The 19,121-nt window shown below is 69.0% G+C and carries 21 protein-coding genes; 3 read left to right on the top strand and 18 right to left on the bottom strand.

The annotated features are described in order from the left end of the window. Positions 1 to 58: 58 nt before the first annotated feature. A complete protein-coding gene (locus tag U5918_RS16780) occupies positions 59 to 1,381 on the bottom strand; it encodes a cobyrinic acid a,c-diamide synthase (protein WP_336002877.1) in 1,323 nt (440 codons plus the stop codon). Continuing rightward, a complete protein-coding gene (locus U5918_RS16775; protein ID WP_336002875.1) occupies positions 1,378 to 2,382 on the bottom strand; it encodes a nicotinate-nucleotide--dimethylbenzimidazole phosphoribosyltransferase in 1,005 nt (334 codons plus the stop codon). Before U5918_RS16775 ends, U5918_RS16780 begins: the two co-directional genes overlap by 4 nt. Positions 2,383 to 2,521: 139 nt before the next feature. Between U5918_RS16775 and U5918_RS16770 the strand changes: the two genes are divergently transcribed. Then, complete coding sequence (locus tag U5918_RS16770) at positions 2,522 to 2,749, top strand: DUF7385 family protein (RefSeq protein ID WP_336002874.1); 228 nt, start codon at positions 2,522 to 2,524, stop codon at positions 2,747 to 2,749. Positions 2,750 to 2,779: 30 nt separating this feature from the next. On the opposite strand, the gene rqcH is transcribed toward U5918_RS16770, so the two are convergent. The 10 genes from rqcH to U5918_RS16720 form a co-directional block, all read right to left on the bottom strand. Continuing rightward, a complete protein-coding gene (gene rqcH, locus U5918_RS16765; protein WP_336002872.1) occupies positions 2,780 to 4,969 on the bottom strand; it encodes a ribosome rescue protein RqcH in 2,190 nt (729 codons plus the stop codon). A gap of 55 nt (positions 4,970 to 5,024) precedes the next feature. Continuing rightward, entirely contained in the window at positions 5,025 to 6,041 is a 1,017-nt protein-coding gene (locus U5918_RS16760) for a DUF7972 family membrane protein (protein ID WP_336002869.1), read from the bottom strand. After that, positions 6,038 to 6,241 carry a DUF4177 domain-containing protein gene (locus tag U5918_RS16755; RefSeq protein WP_336002867.1) on the bottom strand — a complete coding sequence of 68 codons (204 nt, stop codon included), beginning with the start codon at positions 6,239 to 6,241 and terminating at the stop codon, positions 6,038 to 6,040. Before U5918_RS16755 ends, U5918_RS16760 begins: the two co-directional genes overlap by 4 nt. Positions 6,242 to 6,329: 88 nt before the next feature. Next, complete coding sequence (locus U5918_RS16750) at positions 6,330 to 6,509, bottom strand: hypothetical protein (RefSeq protein ID WP_336002865.1); 180 nt, start codon at positions 6,507 to 6,509, stop codon at positions 6,330 to 6,332. Further along, entirely contained in the window at positions 6,509 to 6,862 is a 354-nt protein-coding gene (locus U5918_RS16745; protein WP_336002863.1) for a HalOD1 output domain-containing protein, read from the bottom strand. Before U5918_RS16745 ends, U5918_RS16750 begins: the two co-directional genes overlap by 1 nt. A gap of 74 nt (positions 6,863 to 6,936) precedes the next feature. Beyond that, positions 6,937 to 7,587, bottom strand: a complete 651-nt coding sequence (locus tag U5918_RS16740) for a helix-turn-helix domain-containing protein (RefSeq protein WP_336002861.1) — start codon at positions 7,585 to 7,587, stop codon at positions 6,937 to 6,939. 85 nt (positions 7,588 to 7,672) lie between these two features. After that, entirely contained in the window at positions 7,673 to 9,127 is a 1,455-nt protein-coding gene (locus U5918_RS16735; protein WP_336002859.1) for an NAD(P)(+) transhydrogenase (Re/Si-specific) subunit beta, read from the bottom strand. Position 9,128: 1 nt separating this feature from the next. Beyond that, positions 9,129 to 9,410 carry an NAD(P) transhydrogenase subunit alpha part 2 gene (locus U5918_RS16730; RefSeq protein WP_336002858.1) on the bottom strand — a complete coding sequence of 94 codons (282 nt, stop codon included), beginning with the start codon at positions 9,408 to 9,410 and terminating at the stop codon, positions 9,129 to 9,131. Between the two features lie 48 nt (positions 9,411 to 9,458). Further along, positions 9,459 to 10,751, bottom strand: coding sequence for a Re/Si-specific NAD(P)(+) transhydrogenase subunit alpha (locus tag U5918_RS16725; RefSeq protein WP_336002857.1), 1,293 nt, complete (start codon positions 10,749 to 10,751; stop codon positions 9,459 to 9,461). 129 nt (positions 10,752 to 10,880) lie between these two features. Continuing rightward, complete coding sequence (locus tag U5918_RS16720; RefSeq protein ID WP_336002855.1) at positions 10,881 to 11,921, bottom strand: NAD(P)/FAD-dependent oxidoreductase; 1,041 nt, start codon at positions 11,919 to 11,921, stop codon at positions 10,881 to 10,883. A 128-nt stretch (positions 11,922 to 12,049) separates the two neighbouring features. Between U5918_RS16720 and U5918_RS16715 the strand changes: the two genes are divergently transcribed. After that, on the top strand, positions 12,050 to 12,451 hold the full coding sequence (locus U5918_RS16715; protein WP_336002853.1) for a DUF7994 family protein: 402 nt from the start codon (positions 12,050 to 12,052) through the stop codon (positions 12,449 to 12,451). A gap of 20 nt (positions 12,452 to 12,471) precedes the next feature. Here the strand turns inward: U5918_RS16715 and U5918_RS16710 are convergent, their stop codons facing one another. The 6 genes from U5918_RS16710 to U5918_RS16685 form a co-directional block, all read right to left on the bottom strand. Then, positions 12,472 to 14,178: a tRNA uridine(34) 5-carboxymethylaminomethyl modification radical SAM/GNAT enzyme Elp3 gene (locus U5918_RS16710; protein WP_336002851.1), complete on the bottom strand. Its 1,707-nt coding sequence runs from the start codon at positions 14,176 to 14,178 to the stop codon at positions 12,472 to 12,474. Positions 14,179 to 14,241: 63 nt separating this feature from the next. After that, positions 14,242 to 14,772, bottom strand: a complete 531-nt coding sequence (locus U5918_RS16705) for a hypothetical protein (RefSeq protein WP_336002849.1) — start codon at positions 14,770 to 14,772, stop codon at positions 14,242 to 14,244. Between the two features lie 57 nt (positions 14,773 to 14,829). After that, the gene (locus tag U5918_RS16700) at positions 14,830 to 16,998 is read right to left on the bottom strand and encodes a DHH family phosphoesterase (RefSeq protein ID WP_336002847.1); all 2,169 of its coding nucleotides are present in this window, start codon (positions 16,996 to 16,998) and stop codon (positions 14,830 to 14,832) included. 129 nt (positions 16,999 to 17,127) lie between these two features. Next, positions 17,128 to 17,391: a hypothetical protein gene (locus tag U5918_RS16695; protein WP_336002845.1), complete on the bottom strand. Its 264-nt coding sequence runs from the start codon at positions 17,389 to 17,391 to the stop codon at positions 17,128 to 17,130. 23 nt (positions 17,392 to 17,414) lie between these two features. Next, positions 17,415 to 18,026, bottom strand: coding sequence for a YIP1 family protein (locus tag U5918_RS16690; RefSeq protein ID WP_336002843.1), 612 nt, complete (start codon positions 18,024 to 18,026; stop codon positions 17,415 to 17,417). A 45-nt stretch (positions 18,027 to 18,071) separates the two neighbouring features. Further along, on the bottom strand, positions 18,072 to 18,662 hold the full coding sequence (locus U5918_RS16685) for an NADPH-dependent FMN reductase (protein ID WP_336002841.1): 591 nt from the start codon (positions 18,660 to 18,662) through the stop codon (positions 18,072 to 18,074). A gap of 117 nt (positions 18,663 to 18,779) precedes the next feature. Here U5918_RS16685 and U5918_RS16680 point away from each other — a divergent pair, with 117 nt between their 5' ends. Further along, positions 18,780 to 19,103 (top strand): hypothetical protein, encoded by a 324-nt coding sequence (locus U5918_RS16680; protein ID WP_336002839.1) that lies wholly within the window; start codon positions 18,780 to 18,782, stop codon positions 19,101 to 19,103. Positions 19,104 to 19,121: the final 18 nt, after the last annotated feature.

Genomic DNA, 19,121 nt, shown 5'->3' with positions numbered 1-19,121 from the left:
TTGCGTATTCGAGTGCGCACACGGTGGCACGGGAGCGGATGTCGGTTAAATGGTCGGTTCAGACAGAGGACCGCTCCCGCAGCCGGTCCACGAACCGATCGAACGCGCCGCTCTCGGCGTGGACGTGCGCGTAGGTGCCAAGCGTATTGTACTCCGTCAGCCCGTCCCGTTCCCCGTCGATGCCGTCGCCCCGTTCCACCTCGAAGGCGAATCGGGCGTCCCGACCGACCGTGGCTTGGCTGTAGTGGAACTCGTGCCCTCGAAGGCATTCGCCTACGTCGGCCGTGAGCGTCCCGTCGGTCGCGCGCAACGCCACGTGATCGAGCGCCTGGTACCGGTCGCGCATCTCGACTTCCGCCGGGAGGACGCCCGCCATCTCTCCCGTCTCGCCATCGGCCGTCGTCAGCGACTCGGCCAGCGCCATCAGGCCGCCGCACTCCCCGAGGACTGGGAGTCCCTCGCTCGCTAGCTCCCCGATCGTATCCAGGGCCGGACCGTCGGCCAGCGCCTCGACGTGGAGTTCGGGGTAGCCACCGGGGAGGTAGACGCCGTCGCAGTCGGGCAGGTCGTCGCCCGCCGTCGGCGCGAACGTCACCACCTCGGCGCGGGCCCGGAGTCGTTCGATCGTCGCGGGATAGCGAAAGCAGAAGGCCGCGTCGTCGGCGACCGCCACCCGAGCCGCCGTGGGGGAACGGTCGTCTGCCCGGCGGTCGGCGGCTTCCGGCGGCTCCCGCGCGGCGTCCAGCAGCGCCTCGACCCGGAGGTGCTCGGCGGCGGCCGCGAGCGTCTCGTCGTCGACGGGCGACTCCGCGCCCATCTCCAGGCCGAGGTGACGGTCGGGGATCTCCAGATCGGGAGTGGGCGGAATTCGCCCGAAGTAGGTCAGTTCGTCGGGGAGCGCCTCGCGGATCCCCTCGGCGTGCCGACCGCCGTGGGCGCGCTGGGCGATCACGCCGGCCACATCGATCTCCCGACCGATCCGGTCGGCGTACTGCCTGAAGCCGAGCGCCGTGGCGGCGACGCTCTCCATCCCCGCCTTCGCGTCGACGACGAGGACGACCGGCAGGTCGAGGGCTTCGGCGACCATCGCGGTGCTGGAGCCGTCGCCGTCGTACAGGCCCATGACGCCCTCGACGACGCACACGTCGCCCTCGCCGCGGTGATAGTTGCGCCGGAGGCCGTCCTCGCCCTGCATCCAGGCGTCCAGCGTCCGGGAGGGGCGGTCCGCGACCACGGCGTGGTGGCTCGGGTCGATGAAGTCCGGCCCGGCCTTCGCCGGTTGAACCGAGTGGCCGGCGTCAGCGAAGGCCCGGAGCAGGGCGAGCGTCGCCACGGTCTTGCCGACGCCGGAACTGGTCCCGCCGAGGACGAGCCCTCTCACGGCTGGGCACCCTCCGGTTCGGCGTCGTCGAGCAGTCGGTCGTAGACGGTCGCGATCCGGTCGCGCACGTCGGCCATCGGGACGCCGGCGGCGTCTGCCAGCGCGAGCGCGCCGCCCATCCCGACGCCCTCCTTTGCCTCGCCGGCGACGTAGGCGTCCATCGCCGGGTGGTCGCGGGCCTCGAAGCCGGGGTCGGTGACGGTCAGGTCGACGTCGAGTTCCCGGGCCGCCGCGCGGAGGTCGACGCCCTCGTCCTCGGCGACGAACGAGGTGGTGGCGAGCGACAGCGGCGTCTCAACGCCGGCGTGGCGGGCCAGCGCCGCGGCGGTCAGAAGCTGAGTCCCACCGGCGAGCGTCACTGCGGTGTCTCCCTCTACCAGTCCGAGGAGCAGGCCGGTGATCGTCGCCAGCACTGGGTCGCCCATGCGCCGGACGGCGACGGCCGGTTCCCCGGCGGCGTCGCCCGGTTCCAGCGAACTGGCGTCCAGCCCCTCCGCGACGACGTCGCGTTTCAACGCGAGGGGGTTCTCCGGCAGGGACGACGACACCGTGGCCTCCTCACCGAGGGCGCGGAGGACGCCGAGCGCCGTGGTCGTCCCACCGGGAATCGTCTCGGCCAGGTACACCTCGTCGTCCGGGATCGCTCGTCCGAACTCCCGGGCCGCCGCGAGCGCGCCCGGCGCCGTCGACACCGGATCCTGCTCGCGTATATCCTCGCCCGGTCGCGCGCCCACGGTGACCGTCGGCGCGCCGGTCGGCTGGGCGAGTCCCCCGTCGACCGTCGTCACGTCCAGGTTCAGCAGTTCCGTCACGGCGCGAGTCATCACGGCCGGCGTCGGACAGCCGCTCGGGCTCACCGGCACGACCGGCGCCCTGACGGGTTCGCCGTAGGCCACGATCTCGGCGTCCGCGCTCGGCGTGTGGACCAGCAGATCGGGATCTGCACCCGCGGCGCTGATCCCCTCGATCTCCGCGGTCCGGGTCGTTCCCGCGACGAGCATCAGGCGCACGGGTGGCTCACCCGCCGTCCTCGTTCCATGGCGCTTTCGTTAGTCCAAGTGCGATTTAACACGTTCGCTCGCGCGGGCCGGCGGGGGCCGGCGGCGTGTGATTTATACCCGCAGGGTCACCTGCTCCTGTATGGACGGTTACGACGAACTCATCTCGTCGCTGACGCCCCGCACGGAGAGCGACTCGGTCAACATCTACCAGAACACGGTGGGCCTGGCCTGTCCGGCCTGCGAGGAGCCCTTCGACAACCTGATCGTCTGCAAGGAGGATTTCAACTCGCTCGAGCTCGACTTCGCGATGGACCTCTGTACCGGTACCCACGACGGCAATCCGCTGCTGTTCACGCACAAGCACTGAGTAGCCGGAGACGAAGGCGGTCGTCGCGAGTCACTCCTCGACGATCCGGGATCCGCCGGGCGGCAGGAACTCCTGGATCAGGTCCGCGCTGGCGACCTTTCGCACGAAGGAATCGTCGGCGAAGCGCTCCTTGAACTTCCGGTAGCACATCTTGGCCGCGTCGTTCTGGGCGTACCGGCCGGGTTCGAGTTCGATGCTGGTCGCGACGCGCGGTTCGATCGCCGACGGCGGCCCGCCGATCACCCGGGTGTCGGGTTCGCACTTGATCCCGACCGCCACGCTCGCCGCCACGTCCTCGAAGTACGTGCGGTCCCCCCGGACCGCGAACCCGCCCTTCTCCAGGTACTCGCCGCTCTCGGGCGTCTTCGACACCTGGTCGGGGTCGACCATGTAGACGTCGTCGGCGTATTTGCCCTCCTTCCAGACCGAGGAGTACGAGAGCGCGAACTGTGCGGCCTCCTGCAGCGTCGAGTCGGGGAAGTCGACGTCCCTGGCCGATTCGCTCGGTCCCGTCGCCTTGAGGATCGTCACCGGACCGCCGTGGGCCTGGGCGTGGAAGAACTTGTCTCCCCCGTCCATGTACTTCTTGACCAGTTCCTCGTTCTGGTCGGCGTTGCGCCCGCCGATGACGAGGAAGTCGTCGCTCGTGTGGAACCAGCGGTACTCCTCGTACCACTGCTCGGAGGAGCGGATCGGGATCGACGACCGGGCGAGCCAGTCGACCGTCTCCGCTTCCTCGTCGGCGTCGCCGTCGGCGTCGGACGCGCCGCCGCTCCCCTCGGCCTCGTCTTCGGCGTCCCACCGATCTCGGCGCTCTTTGACTGCCTCGAGTTCCTCGCGGGTGTTCTCGATGGCCGCCTGGGCGCCCTCCTTTTTCTCCTCGATTCGCTTGGCCTCGGTGTAGCGGTGGTCGGCGTTCTTCTCGACGCCCATGCTCGCGTCCACGTCGATCCGGTGGTCGCCGAGTTCGATCGTGACCGTGCCCTCGCTGCCGTCGACGCCCCGAACCGCTTCGGCGGCCTCGATCCCGCGATCGGCGCCCTCCTCGAACTTCGCCTCGATGGCGTCCCAGGAGACGTCGTCCTCGCGGGCCGCCCGCACCGTCGAGAGGATCTCGTCGACCAGATCGTACTCGGCGTACAGCAGTTCGGCCTTCTCGCGTTCGGCTTCGGCCTCGGCTTCGAAATCCTCGATGGCCCCCTGCTGTTGCTCGATGATCCGTTTCTGCTTCTCGATCTCGCTCTCGAAGTCCGGGCGATCGCGCCCCCCGCCGTCCTCGGGCCCGACATCCGGTTCGGCCTCCCAGTGGGTGAAGTAGTCGTCCAGCGCCTCGGTGAACGTCTCGAAGGCGTCGCTCGGGCGGTCCTCGTACTCGGCCATCGGCATCGGCGTCGCGTCGACGCGGAGGCCGCGGTCCGCGTCGCTCTCCTCGTTCTCGTCCTCACCATCATCTGCCTCGCCGTCCTCGCTCCCCTCGTAGTAGACCTGTGGGTCGAGGTCGGCCGCCGCCAGCCGCTCGCGGAGGTCCTCGATCACCGCGAAGAGGGCCTCGAACTCCTCGTCGCCGGCCTCGGCGATGTCCATGGTCTTCTCGACGCCGGCGCGGGTGCAGAGTTCCTCGCCCCAGAAACCGCCGAAGTCCAGTTGCGTCGCCAGCGTCCGCACGACGTCCGTATCGGAGTCGGCCATCTGCTCGGCGAAGGCCTCGTACTCGGCCTCGAGGGGATTGAATCGCGAGGAGGGGAACTCGTAGGGCGATCCCGGGGCGACGGTGCGGGACTTGAGCCGGACTGTGTCCAGACAGTCCACGACCTTGCCCGTCTCGTCCAGGACGGCGATGTTCCCGTCCCCGAAGAGTTCCGCGACGACGGTCGTGTCCTCGTCGCCGCGCTCGAACTCCAGGGTGACGATGCGGTCGAATCCGTACTGCTCGACCCCGACGAGGTCGGCCCCAGAGAGTCGGTTGCGCAGCATCATCGCGAAGTTGGGCGGTCGCCCCGGCGCGTCGGGGACGTTCTCGGCGTCGGCGACGCGGAGGTGTTTGGTCTCCCCGATGTCGACGAGCAACTCGACCCGGCCCCGGTCGAAGTCGCGCATCCGGAACCGGACCAGCCCGTCGTCGTAGAGGTAGACCTTGTCGACCTTCGCGCCCTCGTAGGCCCCCAGTTCGCCACAGAGCGCCGCGAGGTCGACGCTCGTCAGCTCCCGCTTGCGGTCCATGATCACCGGTCCGCCGGGCGTGCAAAGAGGGTGTCGTTCGGACCACGTCACTGGCCTACCGTTGGGATTCTCGTAGGATCAGCGGCTCGATGGCCAGCGTCCGTTTGGCGACGGTCAGGATCCGGAGCACGTACGAGACGAACAGCATGAAGGGCAGCAGCGTCACCGCGAAGGCGCCCCCGACCACCAAGGTGATGTCGTCGACGCCGAGCGTGCGCCCCGGGAACGTCGCCACGTCGACCACGCCGACCATTATCCCCGAGATGATCAGCGCCGGGACCGCGGCGTACAGGATCATCTGCGAGAGGTTGATCAGCGCCCACTGGAAGTACAGCGTCTTGATGTGTTCCCGGGCCGGGGCGAACATCGATAGCGCCGTCTTCAACTCGGCCAGGATCTCGTGTTCCCGCTCGCCGAGTTGCTCGGCGTGGTCGTTCGCGATGCGCTCGACCTGGAAGATCTTCCAGCCGTAGTTGAAGTTCAGCGCGGCGAACACCACGTCGAACGAGCCGAACTGGGCGCCCTCGAGCTGGTCGCGGACGGTCTCCGCGTTCCCCACGACGCTGTTCGCGAAGGTCGTCACCTCCTCCCGGATCTCCTCGTCTGCGGTCCCCTCGACGGCGTCCCGCAGGGACCGAGCCTCCTTGGCGGCGACGCCGATGAGCTGGCTCAGGAACGCCGCCGGGTCGGTGGGGCTTGGCGACCCGATCAGCTCTTCCGTGAAATCACGGGCGTCCATCGAGCCGCTCATGCGCTGGCGCTGATCGCCGAGCGGCCCCTCCTCCTGCGAGATAACCAGCTGGCCGATGGTGACCACCAGCGTCGTGCCGGTCACGATCACGGTGATCATCGTCGAGAACAGCGTGTCGATCATGTCGCCCGCGGCCACCTGTGCGGCGAAGGACGGTGGGAGGACGGTGACGGCGACCACGAAGCAGACGAAGACGACGGCCGTCAGGACGCCGGCGACGACCAGCCTGTTGGCCCGGAGCAGGAGCCAGAGCTTCAGGTGGCTCTCGCCGGCGCGCTCGCGCATCGTGTCGGCCGTGCCGATATCCGTGTCGTCGCTCACGGCTCGCTCCCCTCGGCCGGGCGTTTGAAGACCAGGTACTTCGTGCCGCCGCCCTCGTAGTCGACGGTCTCAGCGAGCTCCCAGCCCTTGGCCCCGAGGTCGTTCAACTCCGTGGACGGATCCTCGGCCTCCTTCCGGTTCTCGTCGCGCGGCGGGCGGAGCACCTCGTACTCCCAGCGAGTCGGTTCGGCGTCGGACATCACCGTCACGTTCGCACTACAGCTCCCTATACGTCAGGCATACTCGGACCGTGACAGGAGCCCGTCCGGCCACCCCAACCGTTGCCGATCAGTCCTCGTCGGACCGCTGCACTTCGGTGACGATCACGTCCCAGTGCGGGTCCTCGGAGCCGTTCGAACACTCCCACCCGCCCAGCACGTCGACGCCCTCCTCGTGGGCCCGCCTGAAGAGATCGGTCAGTTCGGCCTGCAGTTCCGCCTCGGAATCGAGCGTCGGATCGTCCCCCATCACGACACGTCGACGCCCGTCCCCGTCCGGGCTGCTTCGATGCGGCCGTCGCTGTACACGCGCACGTCGAAGCCCGCGTACTGGAAGGAGACGTCCCCGATACGGGATCGGCCGTCGGGTGCCGTGGCGAACAGTTCCTCCAGTGCCGTCGTATCGATCACGGACCCGAGCGGCGGCATGTCGACGGGGTCGTTCCCCTGCGCCGTCGCTACGATCGACACCACTGCGAGGCTGGTCGAGTCCCGACTCGCGCGGTAGGACGCAGTGAAGCAGTTCTTCTCGGCGTCGTATTCGACGGGCCCCATCGAATCGATCAGGTCGACTTTCGGACCGGGAGCACAGGATGATGACATAGCAGATCAGACGGCATCTGCGGGGGAGAAGGTGACTTTTGCACCCGCAACTCCTTTTTAAGTGGTTCCGGGAGTCAGGCGGTATCGGTGATCAGCGTGCTGGCGACCAGCCGGCGCATCCCGCGCTGTAACCGCGAGGAGACGGCCTGCCGCGTGATTCCCATCTCGTCGGCGAGGTCGTCCTGGGTCGCGTCCCGCGGCGAGTCGAAGTAGCCCCGGGCGTACGCCAGTTCCAGCGCCTGGCGTTGCCCGTCGGTCAGGTCGTACTCCCGGTCGGACTTGATCGACGACAGCGCGTGCAACTGCCTGAGTTCGATCGGGATGTCCCGCTCCCGGCAGTAGGTCTGGAACGCCGACAGTTCCTCCTGCTTCGCCACGCGGACCTCGAAGGTCCACTGCTCGTCGTTCCCGCGCCCGGAGAGCAGCGTGACGTCGGTGTCGACGATGGCGGTGAGGACGCTCTCGTAGTCCAGGTTCCAGTCGACGCGGACGAACATCTGCCCCTCGACGCTGTCGATGACCGTCACGCTCTCGACGCCGATGTCCTCGCTGAGGTCGGTCGTGAGCTTGTCCGTGTCGTCGGCGTAGATCCAGAAGTACGGGACGATCGACCTGGCCGTGGGCACCACGCGATCCAGTTCGATCGTGGCGTCGGCGAGTTGCTCGAAGATGACGCTCAGCGGGAAGTTTTCGGCATCGATCGTAAACGACGCTTCGATAGCCATGCCCGGAAGTAGGGGTCGGCCACTTGAATCGGTTGGCCCTGGTTACCCCGGCGGTCGCGTTACGAAGATGGGGTACCCGGGCCGGTCAGGACCGCGCTTCCTTGTACTTGTTGACCAGGTCCTGCATCGAGGCCTTGGCGTCGCCGTAGAGCATGCTCGTGTTGTCCCGGGCGAACAGCGGGTTCGGAATCCCGGAGAACCCGGGGCTCAGGCTCCGCTTGTTGACGATCACCTGGCCCGCTTCCTCGACGTTGAGCACGGGCATCCCCGAGATGGGGCTGCCGTCGTCCTCGTTGGCCTTCGGGTTCACGACGTCGTTCGCTCCGGTGACGATCACCACGTCGGTCTGGGAGAAGGTCGGGTTGACCTCTTCCAGTTCGCGCATCTTCTCGTAGGGCACGTCCGCCTCGGCCAGCAGCGCGTTCATGTGGCCGGGCATCCGGCCGGCGACCGGGTGGATGCCGAATTCCACGTCGACGCCGTCCTCGTCCAGGAGTTCGACGAGTTCCGCGACGGCGTGCTGGGCCTGGGCGACCGCCATCCCGTAGCCCGGGACGACCACGACGCGCCGGGCCGTCTCCAAGAGCATGACGACCTCGTCGCCCGAGGTCTCCTGGATCTGCCCCTCGTAGATCTCCTCCATGTCCTCGCTGTCACCGTCGTCGCTCCCCAGACCGCCGAAGAAGACGTTGGTGAGCGAGCGGTTCATCGACTCGCACATGATGACCGTCAGGATCATCCCCGAGGCGCCGACGAGCGTCCCGGCGATGATGAGGACGGTGTTGTTCAGCACGAACCCGGTCGTCGCGGCTGCGAGCCCCGAGTAGGAGTTCAACAGCGCGATGACCACGGGCATGTCTGCGCCCCCGATGGGGACGACGAGGAAGATCCCCAGCAACGAGGCGGCCACGACCAGCACCCAGTAGGACGGGATCCAGCCAGCGAGCGGGGCGGCCCCCAGCAGGTCGGGCTGGACGATCAGGAAGAGACCGGCCACGAGGGCGATCCCGAGAGACGACGCCTTGAGCGCGTGGCCCACGTTCGTACTGACCGGCGAGTCGCCGACGACGCCGTGCAGTTTCCCACCGGCGACGAGGCTCCCCCAGAACGTCACGGAGCCGATGATCCCGGCGATCGCCGCCGAGGCCGTCAGGCCGATCGGCAGCGCGCCGACGGCTAACCCGTTGAACTGGTCGATCAGTTCCGCGCCGGCGACCAGCGCCGAGGCGCCGCCACCGAACCCGTTGAACAGACCGACCAGCTGGGGCATCTCCGTCGTCTCGACGGTGACGGCCAGCCAGACGCCGACCGCCCCGCCGATGAGCAGGGCCGCGCCGACCAGTAACGGCGAGAGAATCTCGAACCACAGCGCCGTCACCAGCACGGCCAGGAACATCCCTGCCGCGGAGATCTGGTTCCCCCGCGTGGCGGTTCGTGGATGGGTCATGTCCCGGAGCCCCTGGATGAACAGGATCCCCGCGACGAGGTAGGCCAACTGGAGCGCGGCTTCGGGCAGGTACGACGAGATGATGCCGGCCATGCTAGTTCCTCCCTCCGCTGAACTGCTTCAACATAGAGTGACTCACCAGGTAGCCGCCGACGACGTTGATGGTCGCCATGACGACCGCGACGAAGCCCAGGCCCGTCGCGAGCCCCGTCGATCCGGACCCGGCGACGACGATCGACCCGAGCAGCGTGATGCCCGAAATCGCGTTGGCGCCGGACATCAGCGGCGTGTGCAGGTTCGTCGGAATCTTCGTGATGATCTCGTAGCCGACGAAGGCCGCGAGGACGAACAGCGTCAGGTTCTGGACGAACGTCATCGGCCCACCTCCCGCGCCGCACGCGGCGTCCGAGCCACGGTCTTCGGCTCACTCCGCATCGGCGTCACCTCCGTCACCGTCTGCGGCTGCCGCGTCGTCGCCGTCGGCGTCCTCGTCCGTCTCGTCCGGTTCGTCGTCGAGGTGTGGGTTGCGTACCGTGCCATCGTGTGTGAGCAGCGTCGAATCGACGATCTCGTCCTCGAAGTCGAAGTCGATCTCGCCGTCCTCGTCACTGAGGTTGTCGAGGAAGTTCTGCAGGTTGTTCGCGTACTGGCTGCTCGCGGTGTGAGCGACCCGCGAGGGGAGATCCGTCGGGCCGTGAACCGAGACGCCGTCGACCTCGACCGTCTCGCCGGCCTCCGTCGGTTCGCAGTTGCCGCCGGTCTCGGCGGCCAGGTCGACGACCACCGAGCCCGCGTCCATCTCCTCGATCATCTCGGTCGTGACGATCTCGGGCGCCGGCCGGCCGGGGATCGCGGCCGTCGTGATCAGGACGTCCGACTCCGGCACGACCCGCTCCATCTGTTTGCGCTGTTCGGCGTAGAACTCCTCGCCCATCTCGACGGCGTAGCCCTCCGCGTCGCCCGATTCCTCGGTTGGGAGTTCGAGTTCGACGAAGTCCGCGCCGAGGCTCTCGACCTCGCGTTTGACCTCGAGGCGAACGTCGTGGCCCTTGGTCGACGCGCCGAGGCGTTCGGCGGTCGCGATCGCCTTCAGCCCGGCGACGCCCGCGCCGATGACGAACACCTCTGCGGGCTTGATCGTGCCCGCGGCGGTCATCTCCATCGGGAACATCTTGGGCAAGGCCTCCGCTGCCAGGAGCGTCGCATGGTAGCCGCCCAGACTCGCCTGCGAGGACAGCGCGTCCATGCTCTGGGCGCGGCTGATCCGCGGCATCAGTTCGAGCGCGAAGGCGCTGACGTCCCGGTCTGCCAGATCCGCGAGCGTGTCGTCCTCGACGTCGTAGGGGCCGAGCAGGCCGACGACGATCTGCCCATCGGTGTAGGGGTCCGTCTCGGCGTCGTTCGCGCCGAGGCCGGTGACCTGGAAGAGCACGTCCGCTCGCTCGAAGACGGCCTCGCGGTCCTCGACGATCTCGCAGCCCTCCGCCTCGTACTGTTCGTCCGCGAAGGTCGCCCGCTCGCCGGCGCCGGCCGCGACGCAGACCTCGTGGCCCGCGTCGACCAGTTCGCCCGCCACCGACGGGACGAGCGCCACTCGGCGCTCGTCCGCGGCCGTCTCGGTCGGAACGCCGACGATCACGTCGAACGCCCCCGCGTCGTGTCGGTCGATCGAACACTGCCCATCGCGTTCACCTGTGCGACCCGGCGTGGGCGCCACCGAACGTCGTTTCGTATCTCCTCTCGCATTGACGTACACGGTTTTTTGGCATCTACTTAAAGACCTACCACAGGAATAAGATAGCTGCCATATTTCCGGAGATGTTCGCGTCCGGGTACGAAGAAAACCTCAGCCACCCGATCGGTCGGCGATCGAGTCGCCCGTCTCGAGGCCCTGGCGGAGGGCGGCGTGGACGCGCGCCTCGCCGGCGACCCAGTCGCCGGCGACGTAGAGCCCGTGGTCGGTCGCGCGCTCGACTGCCTCCGTGTCCACCCCGTCGTCGGGAAGCGCGTACCGCCAGCGCTGCAGATCCGTCCAGCCCGGATCGCCGAGTCGCTCGTCGTCGAGGAGGCTCGCGACGCGCTCGGCGGCGGCCGCGGTGAGCGCCGCGTCCTCGTCGTCGTAGTGTGCCACCGACCAGTCGGGGCTCATCTGGACGATCAGCAGGCACTCGCCGTCGGGAACGTGGCCGGCCTTGCACTCCTCGCGGGAGACCCAGCCGACGTCGTGGTCGTCGTCGGTGTTCACGAGGGCGTAGTAGGGCCGATCCAGCTCGAACTGGTAGTGCAGGACGGCCGAGACGATCGTCCGGTAGGGGACGACGGCGACCGCCTCGCGCAGTTCGCGACAGAGCTCGTGTTCCCAGTTCGCGTTCCCGAGCAGGTCCGCCGTCTGGGGCGCCGGCGGCGTCAGCACGACGGCGTCGAACCGCCCCAGATCTTCACCGTCGGCGCCGTAGAGTCGCCAACCGCCGCCCTCGCGGACGGGTTCGGTCACGCGAGTGCCGGTCTCGATCGTGGCGTCGGTGGCGTCGAAGACTCGCGTCCCCAGTTGCGAGATCCCCTCGGCGTAGGTCCACTTGTGGTCGTCGGCGTCGCGGCCCTCGGAGACCGACCCGTCGCCGTCGAACACCCAGACCGGGTCGGTGACGTCGACCAGTCCGTCCGCGTCGAGTTCCTCGGTCACCAGGTCGGCCACCCGGTCGTCGTCGGCCTTGACGTAGTTGGCCCCGTAGTCGTAGTGACACCCCTCGGCCCGTCGCGTGGCCGCCCGCCCGGAGACGCCTCCGCTCTTCTCGAAGACCGTCACAGAGGCGTCAGCGTCCCTGAGCGCGTACGCGACGCCCGCGCCCGCGGCGCCGGCGCCGACGATCGCGATGGCTTCGCCCATACGTCCCGGTCGGGCGCGAGCGGCAAAGTTCCCCCCGTCGAGACGACCGACCCCCTCGTCCCGGAGCGTCCAGCGCCGTTCCGCTCGGTGTCGGGAGCTTCTTTGCCCTGGGGTGGGGAGATGGCGCCATGCGTCGCAGAATCTACCTGTTCGCAGGCGTGGTCCTGCTCCTGACCACGCTCCCGTCGCTGCTCGTCGACACGACGTCGGGGCCGTACGACTCGGTCGGCACGACGTTGCTCGGGATCGGCGGCCTGCTGTTCATCGCCGCCGCCCGCCGCGACACGGTCGAGATCGGGGACTGGACGTTCTCGTGGCACCAGCTCGTCGGCGCGGCCGACATCGCACTCGGGATCGGCTTCCCGCTGACCCTGCTGAACCGCGTCCTCGGTCCCGCGGCGACGCCGACCGACTACACCATCTTCGCGGCCGGCATCGTCGGCGGCGTCGTCCTGACCTTCATCGGCGTGGACGTGATCCGCGGCAGCCGCTACGTCTCGCTCGGGCAGCCCGAGAATCCGGACGCGTAAGTTCCAGAACCGCTGTCGACCTACAGCCGCTTCGACACGTAGGGACCGTCCTGGTAGTAGTCCAGCTTCTCCCGGTAGTACTGCCGGACGCCGATCCCGGAGAGCACCGAGAGCTTCTCGAACCCGTTCTCGACCGCCAGTTCCTCGGCCCGCTCCAGCAGTCGCCGGCCGTAGCCGCGGTGCTGGTGCTGATCGCCGCCGCCCGCTCGCGGCTGCTCGCCGCTCGCGCTTTCCGAGCCGCTCCGCGGCTCGCTCCCCACTCCCACCTGACTCCCGTAGACGTGGAGTTCGCGCACGACGGCGGCGTCCTGCAACTCCCGCCGCACGGGGTCGTTCGGGAACCGGACCCGACAGAACCCGATCAGGAGGCCCTTGTCGGGGTCCTCGAAGGAGAGGAAGTGCTCGGTGCCGCCCCCGGCCTCGTATTCCATCTCCTGTAACTCGACGCGCTCGGGTTCCTCGTCGTTCATCCCCACCTCGCGACAGCGGATGCAGTCGCAGGTCCAGCCGTGCTCGTCCATCCGCTGGCGGGCCAGCTGGCGGAGGTTGGACTTCCAGACGCCGCCCTCGATGAAGTCCGCGGGGATGTCCCGCTGGACGCGCTGGAGGCGCGTGTACTCGGGGATCATCGACTTGATCTCGGCGACCAGTTCGGCCGCGTCCTCGTTGCCCAGCGGCTCGAACTCCCCGCGGTGGTACATGTCGTAGGTGGCCGTCCCCTCGACGATGAGGGTGGGGTAGATCTTGAGGAAGTCCGGCCGCCACTCGGCGTCCTCGAAGATGCGGCGGAAGTCCTCCAGACACATCTCCCTGGACATCCCGGGCTGGCCCGGCATCATGTGGAAGCCGACCTTGAACCCCGAGTCGCGAAGGCGGCGGTTGGCGTCGATGGCGTCCTGCACGCCGTGGCCGCGGTGCATCTCGCGGTTGATCCGCTCGAAGGTGGTCTGGACGCCCACCTCGACCTTCGTCCCGCCCAGGTCGAGCATCCGGTCGATCTGTTCGGGGTCACACCAGTCGGGCTTGGTCTCGAAGGTCGTCGCGATGTTGCGCACGTCGCCGGTCTCGTTCTCGGCGACGACGTCCTCGAGGTAGCTGAACTCGTACGCCTCGGGAGACTCGGCGAAGCTCTCGCCCTCGGCGGGTTCGGGCTGGGCGTCGGCGTCGTAGTCGTTCATCGCCTCCAGTGCGCGCTTGACGAACCACTCCTGGTAGTCGTGGCTCCGTGCGGTCATCGTCCCGCCCATGAGGATGAGTTCGACCTTGTCGACCGGGTGGCCGATCTCTCGCAACTGTTCGAGCCGGAGCGTGACCTGCCCGTAGGGATCGTAGTCGTTCTGCTTCCCGCGGGCGGCCGCCGGCTCGTGGCCCGTGTAGCTCTGGGCGCTGGAGAACTCCGAATCCGGCCCACCGGGGCAGTAGAGACACTTCCCGTGGGGACACCGCTCGGGCGAGGTCATGATCGCGACGGGGGAGACGCCCGAGGCGGTCCGGACTGGCTTGCGCCGGAGGACCTCCTCCAGTTCCTCCCGGCGTTCGAGGGGTGCGTAATCCAGCAGCTCGGAGTTCTTGGGGACCTTCGGCGCGGAGTACTCCGAACAGACCTCGAGCTTGGCCGACTCGACCTCGTCGCGTTCGAGTTCGCCCGCGAGGATGCGGCTCACCAGCTCCTCACAGACCTGCTCGAACGCCTCCGTGTCGGTCGGGTCGGACGTCTCCGTGCTCATACCGCTATCTGAAGGCTAGTCGTCGCGTGGCGAGAATAAGGGTGTCGTCTCCGGACCCGGAGCTCACGCCTCGGGGTCGCCCCGCACCGCGAGCGTGTGATACCGCACCGTCCCCGCGTCGTCGACCACCACGTCGGTCACGGACGCGTCGCGGTCGAACCACTCGGGCGCCACGGTGAACTCGGAGAGGAGGGCGCGATCCGTCCCCACCGCGACCGTGTACTCGTCGACCGGCGCCAGTTCCAGCCGGAGTGGCCTGTCCGGGTGCAGCGTCTCGTCGGTCGTCAGCAGGTGCCCCCGACCGGCCGACTCCACGCACACCGTCAGCTCGCGCTTCGGGCCCGCGTTCCAGACGGTGATGCCGTGCGAGCGGCCGCGGCGTTCACTCGCACCGGACTCGCCGACGGTGATCGTCTCGAAGGGCGGCAGCCGTCCCAGTTCCACGGGGACGTGGGCAGCCGTCGCCGACTTCCGCACCGGCGCCGGCTCGGACCCGTGCCCGACCGACGCGAGCAGTCGCGACACGCGCTCGGAGGAGCAGGGTAGCCGGGAGACCACCCAGGCGAGCGACCCCAGAGCCGACTCTCGGCGCATGACCATCGGCTAGGCGGGAACGGGCTTGGTTATGCACAGCCAAAAGACGGAACTGCCTCAGGCCGTGTCGGCGACCGCGTCGAGGACCGCGTCGAGGACCGCGTCGCGCTCGCCCGAGAGGAACTCGAGGCAGCCGTCGCGCGTACTCTTGGCGTGGAGCCCGGCGTTCGGCGCCGCCTCGGCGGCCGTCGCGGCGACGGCGCGCACGTCCAGGTGCCCCGAGTTGCGCAGGTAGAGTTCGTCCTTGGCCAGTCCGACGACGACGTCCACGTCGTCGCGGTGCCGGCGGAACAGTTCGTCGAGCAGCAGGTTCGTCGGCGGGAACTCGTAGCGGTGGGCGAATGCGTCCGTGTCGAGGACGAGCACGTCTTTGCCGTTGACCTCGCGGCGCTCGGTGTTGGCCTCGGCCGTCTCGACCTCCGCGTCGAGTTTCGTCCGGAACTGCTCGCTGACGTGGCCGGCCAGCCCGCGCTCCTCGTCGGTCTCGGGGAAGAGGAGGTCGGCGATCAGTTCGCGCTTGTCCTCGTAGGACTGGTAGTAGGCCTCCAGCGCGATGGCCTCGCGGATCTCGCGAGTGTCGTCCTCGTCGTAGCCCGTCTCGGCTGCCAGGTCGACGTAGGACGCGGGGGCGTCCTCCCAGAAGCTCACGGCGGGCAGGTGGCCGAGTTCCTCGCGCACGTCACCGTTGACGTGGGCGGCGATCGTCGCGGCGATGGCGCTCGCGGTGGTCGACCCGTCCGCGTCGGTGAGCGACGGGGAGACCAGCGTGTCGACGGCGTCGCCGACTTCCGGGTCCGCGTCGGCGGAGTCGACGACGACGCGCTCGGCGTCGTACACCGACAGCAGGTCGAAGCCGTCCAACGACTCGCGGGTGGCGCCGGCGGCGACGAAGACGAACAGCGGGAGTTTCTCGTCGTGGCGTTCGCGGTTGTCGAGCATCCCGGTCACGTCCTGGGTGGCGTCCTGCATGTCGTAGACGCCGTCCTCCACTGGGCGGCGGTCGAAGTAGTGGTACTCGGCGTCGGCCGCGCCGTGCTGCTCGGTGACCAGCGGGAGCGTCGCGCGCTCGATCGCGACGCCGCCGACGTAGCCGTCGACGGTCGCGTTGTGGCGCACGACGACCGGCCGGTCCTCGAGGACGGCGCGTCGGACGGCGGTGGCGGCTTCGCGGACGCCGTCGATCACGGCGTCGACTGCCGGGTCCTCGGCCAGCGGTTCGACGTCCTCCGGGCGGGCCTGCTCGGTCAGCGCGTCGGCCATCCGCGTCGAGACGGCCTCGCGCTCGTCGTCTTCGAGGACGATGAGGGCCTCGGTCTCGACCTGCAGTTCGCCGCGTCGCTTCCGGACCTCGCCGTCGAGTCGCACGAGGTCGCCCTCCTCGACGTCGGGGTAGGCGCGGACGCCGGCCTCCTCGAAGGCCGCGCAGTCGACGACGGCCGTCTCGTCGCGCAACTCGAAGACCGTCGGGCCGCTCGTCTGTCGGATGTCGACGATCTCGCCCTCGATGCGGACGTCGTCGCCGACGCGGTCCTCCAGGGTCTCGATGGCGACCTGCGTCAGTTCGACGGCGGCCTGCTCCTCGTTGGTCGTCTGCGGCTCGGTCTCGACGACCGCGCCGCCGCCCGAGCCCCCGGTCGAACCGCGGTCCGGGGTCGTGGACTCGGCGCTGGCGTCGGCTCCGGAATCGGCGTCGGAGTCCGTGTCTGCACCGGCGTCGCCCTCGTCGGTCTGCGAACCGGTCTGGCCGGCGTCCCGGCTGCGGCCACCGCTGTCGTCCGAGACGTCGCCGACGGTGTGGCGGACCGGTCCCTGGTCGTCGTCGTCATCGTCGCTCTCGACGTTCTCTTTGAGCAGGGCGAAGTCCTCGCTCGGGTCGTCGATCAGCGTCCCGCGGAACTCGCGTTCGGACTGGCGGATCGACCACCCGAGGTCGATGTTTCCGTTGTCGCGGACGTTCTTGACCTGGACGTAGACGGCGTCGCCCGGCTCCCACTCTAAGCTCTCGAGTCGCTGGTCGAGTTCGCTCCGGTGGAGGAGCCCGGTCACGCGGTCGGCGATGTCGACGAAGACGCCGAATTCGGCGTAGCCGTCGACCGTGCCTCGGTAGAACCGCCCCGGCGTCAGCTGGTCTGCGTTCGTACCGCGGAACTCGAAGACCACGTCCTGCTGGTGCGTCTCGCAGATGTGGCCCTCGACAGACGTCCCGCAAATGATACAGCTTCCCATTAGAGGAAGCAAATACACCCGGCCTAAAACTGTTGTCGAATCGCGGTCGACGGGAGGCGCCTATCGCGGCCCCCGAACCGCGATCCCGAATCGCCGGCGACCGACCTCCTGCGACCCGAAAGCCGGTCGTTACTCGAAGATGCCGCTCTCGTCTTCGAGCATCTCGATCCCGCGCGCGACTTCACGAGCGGCGTCGGGGAACAGCGCGACCTCGACCTCGTTTCCCTCGTCGTCGGCGAAGGCGAGTTTCACACGCTTGTCCCCGAACTCACGGACGTCGACGGCGTCGACGTCGTAGAGCTTCGCCGTGGCGTCCTTGTTCGCCGGCCCGACGTTCTTGATCGACCCCTCTTTGAGTTCGATCATGAACTCGTCGAGTTGCAAGCTGAGCATACCTGGGGTACGCCGCCGGCCGGCTAAAACCCGAGGGTGACGCCGGCCTCTGCCAGCAGGGCCCCCGCTGCGGCGAACCCCCGGAAGCCGTAGCCGAAGACGAGCGCCGCCGGCACCGCGACGACGGGGACCGCCTTCCAGATCGGGAGGTCGTGGACCTCGGCGGTGCCGACGACCAGCAGCCCGGCCCCGAACGCGGTGCAGGCCACCCTGAGTTCCGGAATCGCCGGGCCGGCGAAGACGCAGGGTGCCGTCGCGTACGCGAGCACCTGCACCGTCTCGCTGACGCCGCCGCGGTTCGGTGCGGTCGCCATCAGCAGGAGCGTTTGCAGCGCCGCCGTCAGGTGCAGGGCCGCCGGCATGACGAGCACGACCGCGAGCGCGAGGCCCAGCGCGCGCGAGGCCACCGGCTGGCCGGCGAGAACGGGATAGGCCCCCGGAACGAGGACGAGCCGCGTCGCCTCCTCGATCAGGACCACGACGGCGGCGAAGATCAGCCCCGGCGCCTGATCGCCGGGGGCGACGCCCGTCCGGAAGAACCGGCGGGGGCGGATCAGGACCTCCACCCACGCCCGCGCGAGCGCGACTGGGCCACGGTCCCGCCCGCCGGTCGGATTCTCGACCCACTGGGTCACGCCCCCGGCTTGGGCGCATCCGGGCTTGACGGTTGCGGGTTCGGCTCAGTCGTCCGCGCCGACGTTCTCGGCGGCTTCCAGACACGGCGGGTCCGGTTCGATGCGCGCGTACTCGACCGCGCGCTCGCCCAGCACGGCCACCCGCTGGGCCGCGCTCTCGTCGACGAACTCCCAGTCCTCTGCGTCGCCCTCGAAGGCGCTGCTCGCGCGCGGAATCGCCGCCTGATGCGGGACGACCCAGGCGTTCAGCGCCCGGCAGACCGAACGCAAGTGGTCGAGCGCTGTGATCGGGAAGGCCCCGCCGGCGACGGCCAGCAGCGCGACCGTCTTGTTCTCGAACTCGTCGAAGCCGCAGTAATCGAGCGCGTTCTTCAGCGGCGTGGCGTACGAGCCGTGGTACACCGGCGTCCCGAGGAGGATGGCGTCCGCCGCACGCACCCGCGCCGTGAACTCGGGGGCGTCGCCGGCCTCGCCCCGGTCGGCGTCGTAGACCGGCAGGTCCCACTCCCGGAGGTCGAGCAGTTCGGTCTCGCCCCCGGTCTCGGCGGCCGACTCCAGGGCGTGGACGAGCGCCTTGCGAGTGTGACTCTCCTCGCGGAGGCTGCCACAGATCGCAGCGACGTGTGGTCGCGACATGGGGAACCCGTCGAGCGGCGCGGCAATAAACGCAGCCCACGGATCCGGGCCGGTCCGGTACGTCCCGGTCGGTTCGAGATAGGTACGTTTTTATCGCTGTTCTGCGCCAGCCGTGGTATGGCTACCCGTGGCTCTCGGAACCAGGAGCCAGCGGCCGCCGAGTTACCGTCGGCGATCCCGTTCGACGTCCCGCGTCCGACTCGCCTGAGCTGGGCGCTCGGGTCGCGAACGGTGAGCGACGAGGCGGCCACGCTCGCGCACCGCTGGACGGACACCGCCGGCGGCTGGCGGCTCGCGGTCTTCGACGTAACCGACGAGACCGTCCTCCTCCGCGTCCGGACGCCGGTCGGTCGCGAACGGTTCTACGGCGCCGCCAAACTCGACCTCGACGGCGCCCGCGCGGCGCTCGACGCCGACGCGCGCTGGCGGCGAGTGGAGTAACCCCACCCTACCGGGGGC

This window comes from Halorientalis sp. LT38, from assembly GCF_037031225.1.
GTDB classification, from domain to species: domain Archaea; phylum Halobacteriota; class Halobacteria; order Halobacteriales; family Haloarculaceae; genus Halorientalis; species Halorientalis halophila.
This window is presented reverse-complemented; position numbering and strand designations above follow the sequence as displayed.